The organism is Nonomuraea wenchangensis, from assembly GCF_900111685.1.
In the GTDB taxonomy this organism is placed as follows: Bacteria; Actinomycetota; Actinomycetes; order Streptosporangiales; family Streptosporangiaceae; genus Nonomuraea; species Nonomuraea wenchangensis.
On record NZ_FOHX01000013.1, the window covers coordinates 125,683 to 144,551 of the forward strand.

The following is an 18,869-nucleotide window of genomic DNA, read 5'->3' on the forward strand; positions in this document are numbered from 1 at the left end:
GCTCTGTCCTAACTGGTCCGTAGCGTGCTCTTCATGACGTTCACCGGCGAGATCAGCCCGTTCCGTATCGATGTTCCGCAATCCGTGCTCGATGATCTGCATGACCGGCTGGCGCGCACTCTGTGGCCTGACGAGCTGCCCGGTGTCGGCTGGTCGTACGGGATCCCGGTCTCGTACGTGAAGCGGCTGGCCGAACACTGGCGCAGCGGGTACGACTGGCGGCAGCACGAGGCGGCGCTCAACGAGTACCCGCAGTTCACCACGGTGATCGACGGCCAGACGTGGTGGCGCCGTCCATTCCCGGGTTCGGTTTCTCCGGTCCCACCCGCGAGACCGGCTGGGACCTGCTCCGGGTGGCGCGCGCGTGGGCGGAGCTGATGGGCCGCCTCGGTTACGGGCGTTACGGCGCTCAGGGGGGTGACAGCGGTGCGGTCATCTCTCCGGAGCTGGGGCGCCTGGCTCCTGACCGGGTGGTGGGTGTGCACGTCAACGGCGCGCTCGGTTTCCCCACTCTCGACCCGGCCGAGATGGCGGGCCTGACGGAGGGCGAGCGGGCTCGCCTGCGGGTTTACGCCGATCACGACAGGGCGGGTTATGCGAACATCCAGGCGACCCGGCCGCAGACGGTGGCGTTCGGTCTGCATGATTCCCCGGCCGCGCAGTTGGCGTGGATCGTGGAGAAGTTCAAGGAGTGGACGGATCCCGCGCGTGATCTGCCCGAGGACGCGGTGGATCTCGACCAGCTGCTGACGGATGTGACGATCTATTGGGTGACCCGTACCGCTGCCTCGTCCGCGCGGCTCTACAAGGAGGGTTCGGCGCGGTGGGGGATGCCGGTCGAGCGTTCGGAGGTTCCGCACGGGGTCGCGGTCTTTCCCGGCGACGGCGGGGTGCGGCGGGTCGCGGAGCGGGAGCACAGCGTGATCCACTGGTCGGAGTTCGGCCGGGGTGGTCATTTTGCCGCGATGGAGGTTCCTGACCTGCTGGTGGAGGATGTGCGGGCGTTCTTCCGCAAGGTCCGCTGACCAGGGGCCGGCAGGGGCGCCGGGTTCAGCGGGTCACGGTGGTCTCCCGTTCCATGCGCGACAGCTTCTCGGGGTTGCGTACGTGGTAGACGCCGGCGACGTGGCCGTTCTCCACGCGTACCGCCACCACGCCGTCGATCTCCCCGCCGACGCGTACGAGCAGGCCGGGGCCGCCGTTGATCTGCACCGGTTCGACCGACCTTTCGGCGTCGCGTCTCCACCAGCCGATGGCCAGCAGGCGGGCCACGTTCCCGATCCCCGCGACGGGGCGGAGCAGGGCGTGCCGGACGCCGCCGCCGTCGCTGAGGGCGACGACGTCCGGCGCGAGGACGTCGAGCAGGCTCTGCAGGTCGCCGGTCTCGATCGCGCGCTGGAAGGCCTGGAGCACGGCGCGGGTCTCGGCCGGGGTGGCGATGCCGCGGGGGCGTCGGGCGGCGACGTGGGTCCTGGCCCGGTAGGCGAGCTGGCGTACGGCGTTGGGGCTCTTGCCGACGGCTTCGGCGATCTCGTCGTAGTCCAGGTCGAACACCTCGCGCAGCACGAACACCGCCCGTTCGGACGGCTGCAGCGTCTCCAGGACCAGCAGCATCGCCATGGAGACGCTTTCGGCGAGTTCGACGTCCTCGGCCACGTCGGGCGCGGTGAGCAGCGGTTCGGGCAGCCAGGGGCCGACGTAGGACTCCTTGCGCCGGCCGAGCGCGCGCAGCCGGTCGAGTGCCTGCCGGGTGACGATCCGCACCAGGTAGGCCCGTTTCTCCCGTACGGTGCCGAGGTCGACGTCGGCCCATCGCAGCCAGGTCTCCTGCAGGACGTCCTCGGCGTCGGCGGCCGAGCCGAGCAGTTCGTAGGCGACGGTGAACAGCAGGTTGCGGTGGGCGACGAACGTCTCGGTGGCGGAGTCGACGTGGTCGCTCATGTGCTGCTCCTGCCTGTTCGTGCTCCACGCTGCCATACGCACAAGACGCCGGTCGGGGCCGTCGCGTAACACGGGTGGCAGGTGGCCTATGTCACATGGCGGGGCTGTTACGGGGGTGGGGGCGCTGTCGTCTCGTGGTCGTCACGTACGGATCGACCACCACGAAGGGAAGCCCCATGTCCACACCCACGACGACCGGCCGGCGCTCGCGCATGCCCAACCCTCTGCCCTTCCTCCCCGAGATGGCGGAGGTCGGCGCGGGTCTGCACAAGGCCCTGCAGAACGGGGCGATTCCGCAGGCCACCATCCACCTGTTGCAGTTGCGTGCCGGGCAGCTCCTCGGCAGCACGTACTTCACCGTCAGGGAGACCGGCAACCTGCGCGGCATCGGTGAATCGGAGGAGCGCATCACCGCCGTGGCGACCTGGCGGGACGCCACGCGTTTCACCGACCCGGAACGGGTCGCGCTGGAGCTGGTGGAGGCGGTCCTCACCCCGAACCCGTCGGGGGAGCGCGTCCCCGACGAGCTGTACGCCAGGGCGTCGGCGCACTACGACGACAGGGCGATGTGGTCGCTCATCATGGCGATCGCCCATATCGGCTTCTTCACCCCCGCCGCCCTGATCGCCAAGCCGATTCCCGGCATGCCCCCCGGCCAGAACTACAGCGCGTGAGAGAGGAGCCCTGCATGAGCGTCACCACGTTCGCGGTTGCGGGAGCGACCGGGCGGCTCGGCCGCCACGTCGTGGAGGTCCTGACCGAGCGGGGGCATCGGGTCGTGCCGATGTCGCGCGCCACCGGCGTGGACGTCATCACCGGTCAGGGCCTGGCCGAGGCCCTGACCGGGGCGGAGGTCATCGTCGATGTCGCCTCGTGGCACGCCTCCGACCAGGACGCCGCGACGGAGTTCTTCCGTACGTCGGCCGGCAATCTGCAGGAGGCCGGCCGGGAGGCGGGGGTCGCCCGGATCGTCATGGCGTCCATCATCGGCGTCGACAAGGCCACCGCCGGTTTCCTCGCGGCCAAGAAGGTGCACGAGGAACGCCTGCTGTCCGGCCCGGTGCCCGTCCGCATCCTGCGGGCGGCGCAGTTCCACGAGTTCGTCGGCCAGCTCCTGGACTGGCAGCAGGGGGACGTCGCCTACATACCGGCGCTGCCCAGCCAGCTCGTGGCCTGCCGCACCGTGGCCGAGGAACTGGCCGATCTGGCCACCGCCCCTGCCGTTCCGGGAACACCGATCCCCGAGATCGCCGGGCCTCGCAGGGAGATCCTGGCCGAGGCCGCGCAGCTTCTCGGGGCCCGGCGGGGCGTCAAGGTCGTCGGCGTCGACGGGGCCGCGATGCCCGACGCCGAGCTGGCCGCCGACGGCGCCTTCCTGCCCAGCCCGCACGCCAAGCTCGCAGGCCCCACCTTCCGTGAGTGGCTGGACGCCCAGCCCTGAGAGAGCCCGATTATGATCTACATTGTAAAGATGTCGGGTTATTACAGAACCTAGCAGCATCACACCCAGAACAAACCCGACGACCAGAAACGCCGCCCCCTGGCATCTCAGTCGGTTGGTTCGGCTCCCGGGTGGGCCTGGTCATCGGCCGCGTTCTTGGCCGCCTCGCGTCGTTCCTCCTCGGCCTTGTGTTCAGGGTCGGGCGGAGGCTCGACAGGTTCGGCGGGTATCGGGCGTGGGGAGGAGGTGCGGACGTCGCCTCCGGAGCGTTCGGCGACGATGTCGCTCTCTCCGTTGACTCGGCCTACTGCGGCGGGGAGATCGGCATTTGTCCCGTCTTGTGCGTTCATGACCGGCATCTGCCCGGTGCGTGGCAGATAAGGCGGTACTTCCGGCGTCGTACGCGGGCCGGCCATCAATCCTTGCGAGGTAGGGGGAGTTCGCTTCGCTCGCGGGATGTGCCTGGGGTGTGGCCGGCGAAGAATGCTCGGTCATGGGGGCCAAGGCCCGAACGATTCCGCGGGAGGGTGCTTCGGCATGAGTGTTACCCCGATCGATCTCTTCGCCTCGTCCGTCCACCTCGATCAGGAGGGCCGGATCCGCGCCGGGAGAAGGACCGCTGACCTCGACGGGGACGGCTGGCGGCTGACGGCGTTGCATGCCAAGACGGGTGGGGACGTGCATGTCGGTCACTGGGAGGTTCATCCGGAGGCTGAGGAGATCGTCTCCTGCCTGGTGGGGAAGATCCGTCTCTTTCTCCGTCGGGAGGGGCCGGGGGAGCAGGAGGAGGAGGTCAGGTTGACGGCGGGTACGGCCGTGATCGTGCCTCGTGGGCGGTGGCACCGCATCGAGCTGGACATTCCCAGCGACATCCTGGCGGTGACGCTGCCGCGGGGCAGTCGTCTGGAGAGGCGCGCCGAGGCTCGGGCCGGCTGGTCGGCGGGGCCACTTGCCTGAGCCGCCCGGCGGTTGGCCCGACGTCGGGGATTGCCGATTCCTCGCCGCGTATCCGATTTCTCTTTGCCGTCGCTCCGGGCATGAACGGGGGGAGGCGACGGAGGGAGCGGTGGGATGCAGGTCGTCGTGGACCTTACCCGTTGCCAGGGTTACGCGCAGTGCGTGTTCCTCGCGCCCGAGGTGTTCCACCTGCACGGGGAGGAGGCGCTGCTGTACGACCCGGCCGTTCCTGACGATCAGTTCGAGCGGGTGCGTGAGGCCGCGGCGGCGTGTCCGGTCCAGGCGATCCTCCTCGGTGAGGAGGTGGGCTCCGGTGGCCGGTGATCCGCGTGAGGGCCGCATCGTCGTGGTGGGGGCGTCGCTGGCGGGGTTGCGGGCCGCGGAGACGCTGCGCGAGCAGGGTTTCGTCGGTTCGCTGACCGTGGTGGGGGACGAGCCTCATCCGCCCTATGACCGGCCGCCGTTGTCGAAGCAGGTGCTGCTGGGTCATGCGGCGGCGGACGGGACGGGGTTGCCGATGCGGCGGGACCCGGATGCGGAGTGGCGGCTGGGGGTGCCGGCCACGGGTCTGGATCCTCTGCGGAAGCGGGTGCTGCTGGCGGACGGGGAGTGGCTCCCCTATGACCGTTTGCTGATCGCGACGGGGACCCGTGCGCGGCCGTGGCCGAATCCGGAGGAGGCGGTCCTGGACGGGGTGTTCACGTTGCGTACCTGTGACGACGCCGGGCGGCTGGCCGAGCGGCTGGCGGCCGGGCCGCGGCGGGTGCTGGTGATCGGCGGTGGCTTCACCGGTTCGGAGATCGCGTCGGCCTGCCGGGAGCGGGGGCTGGAGGTGACGGTGACCGAGCGTGGCCCGGCGCCTTTGGTGGGGGCGCTCGGTGGCACGCTGTCGAAGCTGGCCGCCGGGGTGCAGCGCGCGCACGGCGTGGACCTGCGCTGCGGCGTGACGGTGACCGCTCTGCGCGGGGACGGGATGGGCCGGTTCGTGGGGGCGGATCTGTCCGACGGCGCCCGGGTGGAGGCGGATGTGTGTGTCGTGGCGTTGGGGGCGGTGCGCAACGTCGAGTGGCTGGCGGATGCCGGGTTGGCGGCGGGTCCGCGCGGGGTGGCGTGTGACGCGGGGTGCCGGGCTTTCGACATGTACGGGATCGTCACCGACGATGTGTTCGTCGCCGGTGATGTCTCGCGTTTTCCGCATCCGTTGTTCGAGTACCAGTTGCTCTCGCTGGAGCATTGGGGCAACGCGGTGGCGCAGGCCGAGGTGGCGGCTCACAACATGGTCAGTCCGGGGCCGCTGCGGCGTCCTCATCTTTCGTTGCCGTCGTTCTGGTCGAGTCAGTTCGGGCTCAACATCAAGTCGGTGGGGGTCCCCACGTTCTCCGATCAGATCGTGCTCGCGCAGGGGACGTTGGAGGCGCGCCGTCTGGCCGTGGTGTACGGCTATCGGGGCCGGGTGACGGCCGCGGTGACGGTCAACATGGCCAAGTCGCTCGAGTACTACCAGCATCTGATCGAGACGGCTGCTCCGTTCCCGCCGGGGCCTGGTGCGGCGGATCGGCCGCTGGCCGCGGAGTTGACGCTTCCTTCGGACGTGCCGGACTCGAAGAAGCTGTCGCATGGTCCGACGGTGGCGCTCACCGGTCATCTGCCGGACCGCCGGCTGACCGTGGTGCGGCATGCCTGATCGTTTCGCCCGTTCACGAGGAGCCGTGACATCATGACCGCCGACACCCTGCTGGAGCGGATCACGGACTACGCCTGCCGTCCGGATCCTTACCCGTTGTACGCGGAGTTGCGGGAGGCGGGTCGCGTGGTGCGGCAGGCGGACGGCAGTCATCTGGTCGGCACTTATCACGAGATCAACGCCTTGCTTCACGATCCGCGGGTGAGCGTGGATCCTCGTCACGGCCTGGTCCGTGACCCCGGATTGTCGGAGCAGGAGCAGCTCCCCTTCCTCATCCTCGACGATCCCGCGCATCACCGGTTGCGGACGTTGGCGATGCGGCCGTTCGGTCCGCCGCACAGCCCGGGCCGGGTGGACGCGATGCGTGGTCAGATCGCCGAGCTGACCGGGGAGTTGGTCGAGGGGCTGCGTGACCGGGCGGAGTTCGATCTCGTGGACGATTTCGCCTATCCGCTGCCGGTGACGGTCATCTGCCGGTTGCTCGGGGTGCCGCGGGAGGACGAGCCGCTGTTTCGGCGCTGGTCCGATCTGGTGGTCGCCTCGGCGGATGTGCAACCGGGTGAGGAGGCCGCGGAGCGGGCCCGTACGGGTCGGCAGGCGCGGGTGGAGATGGGCCGGTATCTGGTGGATCTGGCGGAGCAGCGTCGCGGGCGTCCGGGTGAGGACATGCTGTCGGCCTTCGTGAACGAGCCGGACCCGGCGCTGCGGCTGACGCGGGAGGAGTTGGCGGAGACCGCGGTGCTGCTGCTCATCGCCGGTCATGAGACCACGGTGAACCTGATCACGAACGGGGTTCTGACGCTGTTGCGGCATCCTGACCAGTTGGAGCGGTTGCGCCGGGATCCGGGTCTGCTGCCCGGCGCGGTGGAGGAGCTGCTGCGTTACGAGCCTCCGGTGCATCTGCGCAGGCGGGTGCCCCTTGTCGACCTGGACATCGCCGGTTCCGTGGTGCCGAAGGGTGAGCCGTTGATCCTCGTGATCGCTTCGGGCAACCGTGATCCCGGGCGGTTCCGTGACCCGGACCGGTTCGATCCGGCCCGGGTGGACAACCAGCATCTCGGCTTCGGCGGCGGCATCCATCTGTGTTACGGCGCGCCGCTCGCCCGGATCGAGGCCCGGGCCGCGCTTGGGGCGCTGATTCCTCGTCTCGGGGCGGTGACGCTGGTGGAGGATCCGCCGCCGTACCGGCGCAATGCGATGTTGCGTGGTCCGCGGCACCTGCCGATCAGGGTGGGGTCGCTCTAGTGGACGGAGAAGCCGCCGTCGACGTACAGCATCTGGCCGGTGACGAACGCTGAGGCGTTGCCGGCGAGGAAGACGGCGGCGCCGGCGAAGTCGGCGGGGATGCCGTTGCGGCCGGTCATGTGGCGGGCGGCGAGGGCGTCGACGCGGCCGGGGACGGCTTGGGCGGGGGCGGTGAGCGGGGTGAGGACGAAGCCGGGGATGATCGTGTTGACGCAGACGCCGGCGGCTGACCAGGCTTCGGCCTGGGAGCGGGTGAGGCCGGCGAGGCCGGCTTTGGCGGCTCCGTAGGCGCCGCTGTCGCCGAAGGCGCTGATGGACTGCTGGGAGCCGATGTTGATGATGCGGCCCCAGCCGCGGGCGGCCATGCGGGGCCCGAAGTGCTGGCCGAGCAGGTAGGGGGCGGTGAGGTTGACGGCGACGGTGAGTTCGTAGTCGTCGGTGGTCAGCTCGGCCATGGGTTTGCGGATGTTGTTGCCGGCGTTGTTGACGAGGATGTCGATGTCGCCGGCGGTGTCGCAGACGCGCTGGACGTCGTCGCGGTGGGCGAGGTCGGCGCTGATGCAGGTGGTGGTGACGCCGTGGTGGCGGAGGTGGTCGGCGGCCTGGTCGAGTTCGGTGGGCCGGCGGGCGACGAGGACGACGTCGGCTCCGGCGCGGCCGAGGGCTTCGGCGATGGCGTGGCCGATTCCGGAGCTGCCGCCGGTGATGAGGGCGCGGCGGCCGTGGAGGGAGAAGAGTTGCTGCAGATAGTGCGACACGGTCGCACAAGTTAGCATCCGGCGGGCTGCGGGGTCGGTTGCGGGGCGTGCGGCGATTGCGCGGGCGTGATGGGGCGGAGTAAGCTCGAACGCTCCCATTAACACGCCAGCTTCGACAAGCTTCCCGATAGGAGTATACCACTCGATGGCTAATCGTCAAGATGGTCTCGCCGAAGCCCTTGACACCGAACAGCGGACCGTGTCCTGGCTGTACGGGCTGCTCGACCTCGCCAGGGAACGGGCGCAGGCGACGCTGCGCCAGGTGTACGGCCGGGGCGGCGGCACCCGGCAGGCGATGGTCGAGCGTGAGGCGCTGGCCTCGGAGCAGGCGCGCAGGCTGGCGCAGCTCAACGCGGTCGAGCGGGGCCTGTGTTTCGGCCGGGTCGACGAGCGTTCCGGCGCCAGCACCTACATCGGCAGGATCGGGCTGCGTGACGAGCGGCACGAGGCCGTCCTGATCGACTGGCGGGCGCCGGCGGCGCGGCCGTTCTACGTGGCCACGGCCACCGACCCGGCCGGCCTGCTGCGCCGCCGCCACCTGCATCTGAAGGACCGCCGCGTGGTCGCCATCGACGACGAGGTGTTCGACCTGGAGCGGATGAGCGAGGGTGACCGGCGCACGCTGGTGGGGGAGGCGGCGTTGCTGGCGGCGCTGCGCCGGGGCCGTACGGGCCGGATGGGCGACGTGGTGGCCACCATCCAGACCGAGCAGGACCGGGTGATCCGGGCCGGCCTGCAGGGGGCGCTGGTGGTGCAGGGCGGCCCGGGCACCGGCAAGACGGTCGCGGCCCTGCACCGGGCGGCCTACCTGCTCTACACCCACCGCGACGTGCTGGAACGGCGCGGGGTGCTGGTGGTCGGCCCGAACGCGATGTTCCTGCGCTACATCGGCCAGGTGCTGCCGTCGCTGGGGGAGACGCAGGTGGTGATGACGACGGCCGGGGAGATGTTCCCGGGCGTGCGGGCGACGGCGGCCGACGCGCCGGCCGCCGCGGTGGTCAAGGGCGACCCGCGGATGGCGGGGGTGGTGGCCGAGGCGCTGGAGCTGCGCCGGCGGCCGCCGGAGGACGACCTGGTGGTGGGGCTGGACGGGCTGGCGCTGCGGGTGCCGCGCGAGACGTGCGTGGCGCTGCACGAGCGGGCGCGGGCGGTGCGGCTGCCGCACAACATGGCCCGCAAGCTGTACGTGAGCGAGCTGCTGAAGGAGCTGGCCCGGGCGGAGGCGCGGGCGCTGGAGGAGTCGCTGCACATCGAGGAGCTCGCCAACGGCGACCCGGAGCTGGAGGAGCTGGCCCAGCCGCTGGACCTGGAGGGTGACCTGGACGAGCTGGACCTGGACCTGGCCTCGGAGCGGCTGTGGGGGGAGCCGGCGGTGCGCCGCGCCGTGGACGGCCTGTGGCCGGAGCTGACGCCGCAGCGGCTGGTCGCCTGGCTGCTGTCGGAGCCGGATGCGCTGGCGTCGGTCGTGCCGCCCGACCTGGACTGGACGCATCTGGTGCGCCCGGCGGACGCGCCGTGGACGGTGGAGGACGTCCCGCTGCTGGACGAGGCGGCCGAGCTGCTGGGCGAGGACGACTCGGCGCGGCGCGCGGCCTCGCGGCGGACGCGGGCGGAGCGGGAGGAGGAGCTGCTGTACGCGAACGAGGTGCTGCAGACGACCGGCGTGGCCGAGGAGGGTGTGTTCGCGCGGGCGGACGTGCTGGCCGGGCGGCACGCCGACCCGGGGGCGGAGCTGACCACGGCCGATCGGGCGGCGGCCGACCGGGGCTGGGCCTACGGGCACGTGATCGTGGACGAGGCGCAGGAGTTGTCGCCGATGGCGTGGCGGATGGTGATGCGGCGGGTGCCGGCCAAGTCGCTGACCGTGGTGGGCGACATCGCGCAGACGGGTTCGGCGGCCGGGGCGCGGTCGTGGGGCGAGATGCTGGACCCCTACCTGCGGGGCCGGTGGCGGATGGAGCACCTGCGGGTCAACTACCGGACGCCGGTGGAGATCATGGACGTGGCGGCGGACGTGCTGCGGGCCTTCGACCCGGGGCAGGAGCCGCCGGAGTCGGTGCGGTCGGGGGAGTCGGCGCCGCGCGCGGTGCGGGTCGCGGCGGGCAGGCTGGTGGAGGGGCTGGCCGAGCTGGTGGCGCAGGAGCGGGCGGCGATCGGGGAGGGCCGGGTCGGGGTGGTGACCTGCGACGCGCTGCGTGAGCGGGTGGCGCGGTCGTTCCCGGCGGCGGACCTGGACGCGCCGGTGGCGGTGCTGACGGTGACGCAGGCCAAGGGGCTGGAGTTCGACGCGGTCGTGGTGGTGGACCCGGCGGGCATCCTGGAGCAGTCGCCGATGGGCGGGCGGGACCTGTATGTGGCGGTGACGCGGGCGACGCGGCGGCTGACGGTGGCCTACGAGGGCGAGTTGCCGGCCGTCCTGTCCCGCCTGGCCGACGGCTCCCCCGCGTAGGGGTGGCGGGGTCGCCCGGGGTTTCAGGAGTCGCCGAGTTTCTCCGCGACGGTCCAGATCGCCCGGGTGACCTCGTCGAGCGCGCGCAGGGTCTCGGTGTCGAGGTGGTCCATGATGCGGCGCATCTGCTGGCTGCCGACGCTGTTGACCTCTTCGAGGAAGGCGGCGCCCGCGGGGGTGAGCTCGACGCGGCGTACGCGGCGGTCGTGGGGGTCCTCGTGCCGGCTGACGAGGCCCTGGGCGAGGAGGCGGTCGACGATGCCGGTGACGGTGCCGGGTCCGACGCCGAGGCCGGCGGCGATCTCCTGGCCGCTGGCCGAGCCGCCGCGTACTGACAGGAGCATGACGACCTTGAGCTGGCGCATCGTGAGGTTGGAGGTGAACAGGGGGGACGGATGCTGGGCGAAGACGCGCCCCAGGTTGCGTTGCGTCTCGTTGATCCTGCGGATCAGGTCTTCGCGTTCGTCGTTCACTTTCACCTCTCGCTTCCTGAGAAGGTTATCAGGAAGGTTCGATGTGTCTAAATATTCGTGCGATGCGAAGTGTTAGTCTAAGCCGAACTCTTGGAGGGGGCTTATGACCGCTTTCGCCAGGTTGAGCCTGGTCAACCGCACTCTTGTGATCCTGATCGCGGTCGTGCTCAGCGCGTTCGGCGCGTTCACGATCCCGCAGCTGAAGCAGCAGTTGCTGCCGTCGTTGTCGTTCCCCGGCGCGTTCGTGATCGCCCCGTACCCGGGCGCGTCACCGGACATCGTGGAGGAGCAGGTCACCAAGCCTATCGAGGAATCCTTCCAGGGGCTGGACGGCATGGAGGAGCTGACGTCCACCTCACGGGAGGGCGTGGCCCAGGTCCAGGTGGCCTTCGAGTACGGCACCGACATCGAGGCGTCGCTGAACAAGATGCAGCAGGCGCTCAACCGGGTGAGGCTGCCGGACGGCGTCGAGCCGCAGGTCGCGGCGGGCAGCACCGACGACATCCCGGTGCTGGTGCTGGCGGTCGGCGACGGCGGCGACCAGCAGGCCATGGCCGACAAGCTCAACCGGATCGTGGTGCCGGCGTTGCAGGGCGTGGAGGGCGTGCGCGAGGCGACGGTCACCGGCGTCCGCGGCGACGTGGTGACGATCGAGCCGGACGCCGGGAAGATGGCCCTGGCGGGCGTGTCGCCCGCGCAGATCCCCGAGGCGCTGAGGGCGAACGGCACGCCGATCCCGGCGGGCACCCTGGTCGAGGACGGCAGGGCGCTGACGGTGCAGGTGGGCACCCGGGTCGACTCCCTGGAGAAGCTGAAGAACCTGTACCTGACGCCGGCCCAGCCCCAGCAGGCCCAGCCCCAGCAGCCTCAGCAGCAGGCGCAGGCCCAGCAGCAGGCCCGCACCCCCACGTCCCAGGCCCAAGCACAAGCGCAGGCCCAGACGCGGTCGTTGCGGCCGGTCAAGCTGGGCGACGTCGCCACCATCAAGCAGGGGCTCGCGGCGGCCACGTCGATCACCCGCACCGACGGGCGCACCAGCCTCGGCGTGTCGGTCACGATGACGCCCGACGGGAACGCGGTGTCGATCTCGCACGAGATCCGCGAACTGCTGCCGGACCTGACCAAGGCGCTGGGCGACGGGTCGGACACGGCGGTGTCGGTGGTGTTCGACCAGGCCCCCTACGTGGAGCAGTCGATCGAGAGCCTGACCACCGAGGGCCTGCTGGGCCTGGTGTTCGCGGTGCTGGTCATCCTGGTGTTCCTGCTGTCGGTGCGCTCGACGCTGGTGACGGCGGTGTCGATCCCGCTGTCGGTGGTGATCGCGCTGATCGCCCTGTGGGCGGGCGGCCACTCGCTCAACATGCTGACCCTCGGCGCGCTGACGATCGCGGTCGGCCGGGTCGTGGACGACTCGATCGTGGTCCTGGAGAACATCAAGCGGCACCTCGGCTACGGGGAAGCCAAGCTGCAGGCGATCCTGACGGCGGTGCGCGAGGTGTCGGGCGCGGTGACGGCCTCGACGCTGACGACGGTGGCGGTGTTCGTGCCGATCGCGGTCGTCGGCGGCATGGTCGGGGAGCTGTTCAGCCCGTTCGCGATCACCGTGACGGTGGCGCTGCTGGCGTCGCTGGTGGTGTCGCTGACGGTGGTGCCGGTGCTGGCGTACTGGTTCCTGAAGGCGCCGCAGCTCACGCCCGAGCAGGCGCGCAAGCAGCGCGAGGAGGCCGAGGCCAAGGAGCTGCGCTCGCCGCTGCAGCGGGCCTACCTGCCGGTGCTGCGGTTCGCGACGCGGTTCAAGCTGACGACGGTGCTCATCGGGGTGGCGGTGTTCGTCGCGACGATGGGCGTCGCGGGCGCCCTGCAGACGAACTTCCTGGACTCCTCGGGCCAGAACACGATCTCGCTGTCGCAGCGGATGCCGGTCGGCACCGACCTGGAGACCACCGACCGGGCGGCCAAGAAGATCGAGCAGGTGCTCGCCGAGGACGACCAGGTCGAGATGTACCAGGCGAACGTGGGCGGCGGCAACGCGATGGCGGCCGCGTTCGGCGGGGGCGGCGGCTCGGACCGGGCGTCGTACTCGGTGACGCTCGCCGACGGGGCCGACACCCCGGCGGTGGAGCAGCGGCTGCGCGAGAAGATCGGCAAGCTGACCGGCGTCGGTGAGGTCACGGTCGGCGCGGCCGGCGGCGGCGGGTTCAACGCCGACGGCATCAGCGTCATCGTCCGCGGCCCCGACCTGGACACGCTGCGCTCCGCCTCCGAGCAGGTCGCCAAGGCGATGGGCGAGGTCGAGGGGCTGCGGGACGTCTCGTCGAACATGGAGGCGTCCGCGCCGCGCATCGAGGTCGTCGTCGACCGGGAGAAGGCGGCGGCGCGCGGCCTGTCGGAGGCGCAGATCGGGCAGAGCGTGGCGCAGGCGTTCCGCGGCGCGCCGCTCGGCCAGGTGACGCTCGACGGCCGCAACAGCGACCTGGTGCTGCGCGGCGCGGCGGCGCCGCAGGACGTCAAGGAGGTACGGGACCTGCGGCTGATGACGGCCTCGGGCCTGGTGCGGCTGTCGTCGGTGGCGCAGGTCAAGGAGGTCGCCGGGCCCACCCAGGTGACCCGCATCGACGGTGAGCGGTCGGCGACGGTCACGGCCAAGGCCGCCGACGCCGGCGACCTGGGGGCGGTGACGCAGAAGCTGCGCGAGAAGCTGGACGGGCTGCAGCTGCCGTCGTCGGCCTCCTACACGCTGGGCGGCGCGTCGGCGGACCACGAGGACGCCTTCGCCGACCTCGGCATGGCGATGCTCGCGGCCATCGCGATCGTGTTCCTGATCATGGTGGCGACGTTCCGCAGCTTCGTGCAGCCGCTGATCCTGCTGGTGTCGATCCCGTTCGCGGCGACCGGCGCGATCGGGCTGCTGGTCGCGACCGGCACCCCGATGGGCGTGCCCGCGCTGATCGGCATGCTGATGCTGATCGGCATCGTGGTGACGAACGCGATCGTGCTCATCGACCTCATCAACCAGTACCGCGATCAGGGCATGGGCGTGGTCGAGGCGGTCATCGAGGGCGGCCGGCGGCGGCTGCGGCCGATCCTGATGACGGCCGTGGCGACCATCTGCGCGCTGACGCCGATGGCGCTGGGCGTGACGGGGTCGGGCGGGTTCATCTCGCAGCCGCTGGCGATCGTGGTGATCGGCGGGCTGATCTCCTCGACGCTGCTCACGCTGGTGCTGGTGCCGACCCTGTACACGATGGTCGAGCGGGCCAAGGAGCGGCTGCGGCGCGGCCCGGCGGCGCCGGTCAAGGAGGAGAAGGTGCTGGAGCCGACGCCGTCCTGACGGCGCGCGGCAGGTGCGGGCCCGGTCGCCGGTGACGGCGGCCGGGCCCTTCCTTCTCGTACGGGATCCTGTGTGCGGTGTGGCCGGCGGCGATGCCTACACTTGTCGAACGTGACTTCCAAGCCGCGCATCCCGAACGTCCTGGCCGCCCGCTACGCCTCGCCGGACCTGACCCGCCTGTGGTCACCCGAATACAAGATCGTCGCCGAGCGGCGGTTGTGGCTGGCGGTGCTGCGGGCGCAGGCGGAGCTGGGCGTCGCGGTGCCGGACGGCGCGGTCGCCGACTACGAGAAGGTCGTCGAGCACGTCGATCTGGAGTCGATCGCCGCGCGCGAGCGGGTGACGCGGCACGACGTGAAGGCGCGCATCGAGGAGTTCAACGCGCTGGCCGGGCACGAGCAGGTGCACAAGGGCATGACCTCGCGCGACCTGACGGAGAACGTCGAGCAGCTGCAGATCCGCGACAGCCTGCTGCTGGCGCGCGACCGGGTAGTGGCGCTGCTGGCGCGGCTGGCGACGCTGGCGAAGGAGCACGAGGCCACGGTGATGGCCGGCCGCTCCCACAACGTGGCCGCGCAGGCCACCACGCTGGGCAAGCGGTTCGCGACGGCGGCCGACGAGCTGCTGGTCGCCCACCGGCGGCTGGAGGAGCTGATCACCCGCTACCCGCTGCGCGGCATCAAGGGCCCCGTCGGCACCTCCCAGGACATGCTGGACCTGCTCGGCGGCGACCGGGCCAAGCTCGCCGCCCTGGAGGGCCGGGTGGCCGAGCACCTGGGGTTCGCCGGCGCCTTCACCAGCGTGGGACAGGTCTACCCGCGCTCGCTGGACTACGAGGTGGTGACCGCTCTGGTGCAGGCCGCGGCGGCGCCGTCGTCGCTGGCCAGGACCATCCGGCTGATGGCCGGGCACGAGCTGGTCACCGAGGGGTTCGCCGAAGGGCAGGTCGGCTCCTCGGCCATGCCGCACAAGATGAACACCCGCTCCTGCGAGCGGGTCAACGGCCTGGCCGTCGTGCTGCGCGGCTACGCCTCCATGGCCGGGGAGCTGGCGGGCGACCAGTGGAACGAGGGCGACGTGTCGTGCTCGGTGGTGCGCCGGGTGGCGCTGCCGGACGCGTTCTTCGCCTTCGACGGGCTGACGGAGACGATGCTGACGGTGCTGGACGAGTTCGGCGCCTTCCCCGCGGTGATCGCCGCCGAGCTGGACCGCTACCTGCCGTTCCTGGCCACGACGAAGATGCTGATGGCGGCCGTACGGGCCGGGATGGGCCGGGAACAGGCCCACGAGCTGATCAAGGAGCACGCGGTCGCGGCGGCGCTGGCGATGCGCTCGCGCGGCGCGGCCAACGAGCTGCTGGACCTGCTGGCCGGCGACGAGCGTTTCCCGCTGGACCGGGAGCGGCTGGACGGGCTGCTGGCCGACCGGGTGTCGTTCACCGGCGCGGCGGCCGACCAGGTGGAGGCGGTCACGCAGCGGGTCGCCGAGATCGTGGCCGAGCACCCGGAGGCGGCGGCCTACCGGCCCGGCGCCATCCTGTGACCCACCAGGGAGCCGTCCGTTGACGCGGGAGCTGCGCACCCCGGCCGAGGTGAGGTCGGCGTGCGGGGACGACGACCTGGTGATGTGGGCGGCCCAGGGCCTGCGGCCCGGCGCGCGGGCCTGGGCGTCCGGCGGCGCGGTCGTGGCCGGCTGCCCGGTGATCTCCCGCTGGGACCGGCTCGCGGTGTGGGGTCGGCCGCGTGACGCCGTCCCGCTGGTGCGGCACGCCCTGGCCGAGCTGGGGCCGTCGTACCGGCCGCTCGGCGACGTCGAGCTGATCGGGCGGGTCGCCGGCGCGGTGGAGGGGCTGCGGGCGGGGCCGTGCTTCTCCTGGATGAGCCTGGCCGACCTCCACGACGACACCGGCGGCAACGGCGAGGACGGCGAGGACGGTGAGGACGGCGTGGGGTGGCTGGACGGCGCCGAGGCGGAGATCACGGCGCTGCTGGCGGCCGACGCCCCCGACGCCTACGCGGTCCCCGGCGGCATCGGGGTGCGCCGGTGGGCGGGGCTGCGGGACGGCGACCGGCTCGCGGCCGTCGCCGCCGACGCCTGGTCGGCCCCCGACGTCGGGCTGCTGGCCGGCGTCGCGACCGTCGCCGCCTACCGCGGGCGCGGGCTGGCCGAGCGCGTGTGCCGGTGGGTGTCGGGACGGCTCGTCGACACCTACGGGCGGGCGGCGCTGATGGTGGACGACGACAACCTGGCCGCGATCCGCGTCTACGAGCGCATCGGCTACCGGCGCCGCCAGGTGAGGACCTCGTACGTCACCGCCTGACACGCCCGCGGGGAGCGGGCTGAAAATCGGGTGAGGTTCGGGCGGTGCTGGTGCAGAGTTGACGGCGTGATGTGCGATTTCATGCCGGGTATTGAGTTGTCGCGGGCTTTCTACCACGAGGTGGTGGCGCCGCTGGTGCCGCGGACCGCGCACAGCGCCGCGCTGGTGGGGCCGGGGTCGGAGGTGCTGGCGTTCGACACCGCGCGTTCGGCCGACCACGACTGGGGGCCGCGGGTGCTGCTGTTCGTGCCGGGCGAGCAGGTGGCCGAGGTGGAGGCGCGGGTGCTGGCGGGGCTGCCGGAGCGTTTCCACGGCCTGCCGACGGTGTTCCCCTACCACGGCCGGACCCGGCCCGGCGTACGGGTGTGCGAGCCGGGCGCGTGGCTGCGCGAGCAGCTGGGGTTCGACCCGCGGGCGGGCATGTCGCTGCTCGACTGGCTGTCGGTGCCGTGGCAGCGGCTGGCGGAGGTGACCCGCGGCGAGGTCTTCCACGACGGCCTGGGCGCGCTGGAGGCGGCGCGGGCGGCGTTGCGCTGGTATCCCGAGGACGTGTGGCGGTACGTGCTGGCCTGCCAGTGGCGGCGCATCGCGCAGGAGGAGCCGTTCCCCGGCCGGTGCGGCGAGGTGGGCGACGAGCTGGGGTCGGCGGTGGTGGGGGCGCGGCTGGCCCGCGAGGTGATGCGGCTGGCGCTGCTGCTGCGCCGCCGCTACCCGCCCTACGCCAAATGGCTCGGCAGCGCCCTGGCGCGGCTGCCCGGGTCGGCGGAGCTGGGGGAGTGCCTGGGGGCGGCGGTGTCCGCGCGGTCGTGGCGGGAGCGGGAGGAACGACTGTCGGGAGCCTACTCCCGCCTGGCGGCCCTGCAGAACCGGCTGGCGCTGGCCGAACGGCTGGACGAGGACGTGCGCGGCTTCCACGACCGGCCGTTCCGGGTGATCGGAGGGGACCGGTTCGCCGAGGCGCTGATGGCGTCGGTGTCGGACCCGGCGATCCGGGCGCTGCCGGTGGCCGGCTGTGTCGATCAGTTGTCGGACTCCACGGAGGTGCTGGTGGAGTCGGGGCGGGCGCGGGCGCTGACGGCGGCGGCGCTGGGCCTGACCGCCTGACCGCTTCCCGGTGCCCGCGCCGGGATCGCTGTCAGCCCTCGGCGGCGAGCTCCGCGGCGAGCGCGGCGGCGCGGGAACGCCAGGCGGGCAACGTGGCCGGGTCGCCGGTGCAGGTGAGGACGAGACGGGCGCCGTGGCCGGTGCCTTCGCCCAGCTCCCAGCGGACGCTGCCGCCCGGCGTCCCGTACTGCAGGAGCCTGCCGGGCTCGGCGCGGGTGACGGGCCCGGCGGGGACGGCGGGCACGGTGAACGGGGCGGGCGGCGGCTCGCCGACGGCGGCGAGGTCGCCGTCCAGATGCCGCCAGACGTGCCCGGCCGGGCGGACGAGCTGGCGCTCCACCCGTACGGTGCCGCCGTCGCAGGTCGCGGCGTCCAGACCGAGGATGTGGACGTAGTCCTCGTGCAGCCGCCCCGTCTCCGGCGGGCCGGGGGCGGGGGATCGGCCGTCCAGCCGGGCGAGCAGGGCGATGAGGCAGGTGTGCCAGCCGGCGGCGAAGCTGGCGGCGCCGTACCGGTCGGAGAAGGTGTGGGTGAGCGTGAGCAGGGTCCCGCCGCCCTCGTCGGGCTCCAGCTCCCACCGCAGATGGTCCTCGCCCCAGGTGTGGGCGAACAGGCGGGGCGGCTCACGGTGGGTGACGCGGCCGTCGGGGCCGAAGCCGTAGCCGATCCGGTCGCCGTCGAAGGTGACCTCGGCCGGGAACCAGGCGGCCAGGTGGCTCGGCTCGGTGATGGCCCGCCAGACCTTCTCCGGCGGGTGGGGCAGGCGGCGCCGCATCCGCAGGGAGGTGCGGCCGTCGGGGTGGAGGGTGAGGCTCTCGTTCATCGCACGTCCTCCCCGGGCTCGTCGGGCATGGCGTCCAGATGGGCTTCCAGCCGGTCGAAGCTGCGGGTCCAGAGCCGGCGGTAGGGGGTGAGCCAGGCGTCGATCTCGGCCAGGGGAGCGGGGGTGAGCTCGTAGAAGCGGCGCTGGGCGTCCTTGCGGACGGTGACGAGACCGGCGCGGCGCAGGGCGCGCAGGTGCTTGCTGGTGCCGGGCTGGGTGAGGCCGAGGCGGGCGGTGAGCTCGGTGACGTTGCGGGGGCGTTCGAGGAGCAGGTCGAGGATGTGCCGGCGGGCGGGCTCGGCCAGGACGTCGAAAGGCATGCCAGCGAATATACCCAAGCGGT

Annotated in this window: 16 protein-coding genes and 1 pseudogene; 12 read left to right on the top strand and 5 right to left on the bottom strand. The window is 72.0% G+C overall.

The window, feature by feature from the left end:
• Window positions 1-33: 33 nt before the first annotated feature.
• Window positions 34-1,025 (top strand): annotated as a pseudogene (locus BMW85_RS32675) (epoxide hydrolase family protein).
• A 25-nt stretch (window positions 1,026-1,050) separates the two neighbouring features.
• Here the strand turns inward: BMW85_RS32675 and BMW85_RS32680 are convergent.
• The gene (locus BMW85_RS32680) at window positions 1,051-1,941 is read right to left on the bottom strand and encodes an RNA polymerase sigma-70 factor (RefSeq protein ID WP_177240999.1); all 891 of its coding nucleotides are present in this window, start codon (window positions 1,939-1,941) and stop codon (window positions 1,051-1,053) included.
• Window positions 1,942-2,117: 176 nt separating this feature from the next.
• Between BMW85_RS32680 and BMW85_RS32685 the strand changes: the two genes are divergently transcribed.
• From BMW85_RS32685 to BMW85_RS32710, 6 genes are all read left to right on the top strand, one after another.
• Window positions 2,118-2,615, top strand: a complete 498-nt coding sequence (locus tag BMW85_RS32685) for a carboxymuconolactone decarboxylase family protein (protein ID WP_091089256.1) — start codon at window positions 2,118-2,120, stop codon at window positions 2,613-2,615.
• 14 nt (window positions 2,616-2,629) lie between these two features.
• Window positions 2,630-3,382: an SDR family oxidoreductase gene (locus tag BMW85_RS32690; RefSeq protein ID WP_091089259.1), complete on the top strand. Its 753-nt coding sequence runs from the start codon at window positions 2,630-2,632 to the stop codon at window positions 3,380-3,382.
• A 537-nt stretch (window positions 3,383-3,919) separates the two neighbouring features.
• Window positions 3,920-4,339: a cupin domain-containing protein gene (locus BMW85_RS32695; protein ID WP_091089260.1), complete on the top strand. Its 420-nt coding sequence runs from the start codon at window positions 3,920-3,922 to the stop codon at window positions 4,337-4,339.
• A gap of 114 nt (window positions 4,340-4,453) precedes the next feature.
• Window positions 4,454-4,663: a ferredoxin gene (locus BMW85_RS32700; protein WP_091089263.1), complete on the top strand. Its 210-nt coding sequence runs from the start codon at window positions 4,454-4,456 to the stop codon at window positions 4,661-4,663.
• Window positions 4,653-6,023 (top strand): NAD(P)/FAD-dependent oxidoreductase, encoded by a 1,371-nt coding sequence (locus BMW85_RS32705; protein WP_091089266.1) that lies wholly within the window; start codon window positions 4,653-4,655, stop codon window positions 6,021-6,023. The genes BMW85_RS32700 and BMW85_RS32705 overlap by 11 nt, the downstream gene beginning before the upstream one ends.
• A 33-nt stretch (window positions 6,024-6,056) precedes the next feature.
• The gene (locus tag BMW85_RS32710) at window positions 6,057-7,268 is read left to right on the top strand and encodes a cytochrome P450 (protein ID WP_091089268.1); all 1,212 of its coding nucleotides are present in this window, start codon (window positions 6,057-6,059) and stop codon (window positions 7,266-7,268) included.
• Here the strand turns inward: BMW85_RS32710 and BMW85_RS32715 are convergent.
• Window positions 7,265-8,026 carry an SDR family NAD(P)-dependent oxidoreductase gene (locus BMW85_RS32715; RefSeq protein ID WP_245775193.1) on the bottom strand — a complete coding sequence of 254 codons (762 nt, stop codon included), beginning with the start codon at window positions 8,024-8,026 and terminating at the stop codon, window positions 7,265-7,267. The two genes, BMW85_RS32710 and BMW85_RS32715, sit on opposite strands and share 4 nt — an antisense overlap.
• Window positions 8,027-8,171: 145 nt before the next feature.
• Here BMW85_RS32715 and BMW85_RS32720 point away from each other — a divergent pair, with 145 nt between their 5' ends.
• Complete coding sequence (locus BMW85_RS32720; RefSeq protein ID WP_091089273.1) at window positions 8,172-10,475, top strand: HelD family protein; 2,304 nt, start codon at window positions 8,172-8,174, stop codon at window positions 10,473-10,475.
• A 23-nt stretch (window positions 10,476-10,498) separates the two neighbouring features.
• On the opposite strand, the gene BMW85_RS32725 is transcribed toward BMW85_RS32720, so the two are convergent.
• Window positions 10,499-10,954, bottom strand: coding sequence for a MarR family winged helix-turn-helix transcriptional regulator (locus BMW85_RS32725; protein WP_245775194.1), 456 nt, complete (start codon window positions 10,952-10,954; stop codon window positions 10,499-10,501).
• Between the two features lie 97 nt (window positions 10,955-11,051).
• Here BMW85_RS32725 and BMW85_RS32730 point away from each other — a divergent pair, with 97 nt between their 5' ends.
• The 4 genes from BMW85_RS32730 (at window position 11,052) to BMW85_RS32745 (ending at window position 17,703) form a co-directional block, all read left to right on the top strand.
• Window positions 11,052-14,279, top strand: coding sequence for an efflux RND transporter permease subunit (locus BMW85_RS32730; RefSeq protein WP_091089278.1), 3,228 nt, complete (start codon window positions 11,052-11,054; stop codon window positions 14,277-14,279).
• A gap of 111 nt (window positions 14,280-14,390) precedes the next feature.
• Window positions 14,391-15,821, top strand: coding sequence for an adenylosuccinate lyase (purB, locus tag BMW85_RS32735; RefSeq protein ID WP_091089541.1), 1,431 nt, complete (start codon window positions 14,391-14,393; stop codon window positions 15,819-15,821).
• A gap of 19 nt (window positions 15,822-15,840) precedes the next feature.
• The gene (locus BMW85_RS32740) at window positions 15,841-16,599 is read left to right on the top strand and encodes a GNAT family N-acetyltransferase (RefSeq protein WP_218156028.1); all 759 of its coding nucleotides are present in this window, start codon (window positions 15,841-15,843) and stop codon (window positions 16,597-16,599) included.
• Between the two features lie 81 nt (window positions 16,600-16,680).
• Window positions 16,681-17,703, top strand: coding sequence for a DUF4037 domain-containing protein (locus BMW85_RS32745; RefSeq protein ID WP_245775195.1), 1,023 nt, complete (start codon window positions 16,681-16,683; stop codon window positions 17,701-17,703).
• Window positions 17,704-17,734: 31 nt separating this feature from the next.
• On the opposite strand, the gene BMW85_RS32750 is transcribed toward BMW85_RS32745, so the two are convergent.
• Both BMW85_RS32750 and BMW85_RS32755 read right to left on the bottom strand, forming a co-directional pair.
• Complete coding sequence (locus BMW85_RS32750) at window positions 17,735-18,526, bottom strand: SRPBCC family protein (RefSeq protein WP_091089283.1); 792 nt, start codon at window positions 18,524-18,526, stop codon at window positions 17,735-17,737.
• Complete coding sequence (locus BMW85_RS32755) at window positions 18,523-18,846, bottom strand: ArsR/SmtB family transcription factor (protein ID WP_091089285.1); 324 nt, start codon at window positions 18,844-18,846, stop codon at window positions 18,523-18,525. Before BMW85_RS32755 ends, BMW85_RS32750 begins: the two co-directional genes overlap by 4 nt.
• Between the last annotated feature and the right edge of the window lie 23 nt (window positions 18,847-18,869).

Excerpts from the sequence above, each read along its gene's own strand:
- BMW85_RS32680 (WP_177240999.1), bottom strand. The coding sequence starts at position 1,941 with ATGAGCGACCACGTCGACTCCGCCACCGAGACGTTCGTCGCCCACCGC.
- BMW85_RS32685 (WP_091089256.1), top strand. The coding sequence starts at position 2,118 with ATGTCCACACCCACGACGACCGGCCGGCGCTCGCGCATGCCCAACCCT.
- BMW85_RS32690 (WP_091089259.1), top strand. The coding sequence starts at position 2,630 with ATGAGCGTCACCACGTTCGCGGTTGCGGGAGCGACCGGGCGGCTCGGC.
- BMW85_RS32695 (WP_091089260.1), top strand. The coding sequence starts at position 3,920 with ATGAGTGTTACCCCGATCGATCTCTTCGCCTCGTCCGTCCACCTCGAT.
- BMW85_RS32700 (WP_091089263.1), top strand. The coding sequence starts at position 4,454 with ATGCAGGTCGTCGTGGACCTTACCCGTTGCCAGGGTTACGCGCAGTGC.
- BMW85_RS32710 (WP_091089268.1), top strand. The coding sequence starts at position 6,057 with ATGACCGCCGACACCCTGCTGGAGCGGATCACGGACTACGCCTGCCGT.
- BMW85_RS32720 (WP_091089273.1), top strand. The coding sequence starts at position 8,172 with ATGGCTAATCGTCAAGATGGTCTCGCCGAAGCCCTTGACACCGAACAG.
- BMW85_RS32730 (WP_091089278.1), top strand. The coding sequence starts at position 11,052 with ATGACCGCTTTCGCCAGGTTGAGCCTGGTCAACCGCACTCTTGTGATC.
- BMW85_RS32745 (WP_245775195.1), top strand. The coding sequence starts at position 16,681 with ATGCCGGGTATTGAGTTGTCGCGGGCTTTCTACCACGAGGTGGTGGCG.
- BMW85_RS32750 (WP_091089283.1), bottom strand. The coding sequence starts at position 18,526 with ATGAACGAGAGCCTCACCCTCCACCCCGACGGCCGCACCTCCCTGCGG.
- BMW85_RS32755 (WP_091089285.1), bottom strand. The coding sequence starts at position 18,846 with ATGCCTTTCGACGTCCTGGCCGAGCCCGCCCGCCGGCACATCCTCGAC.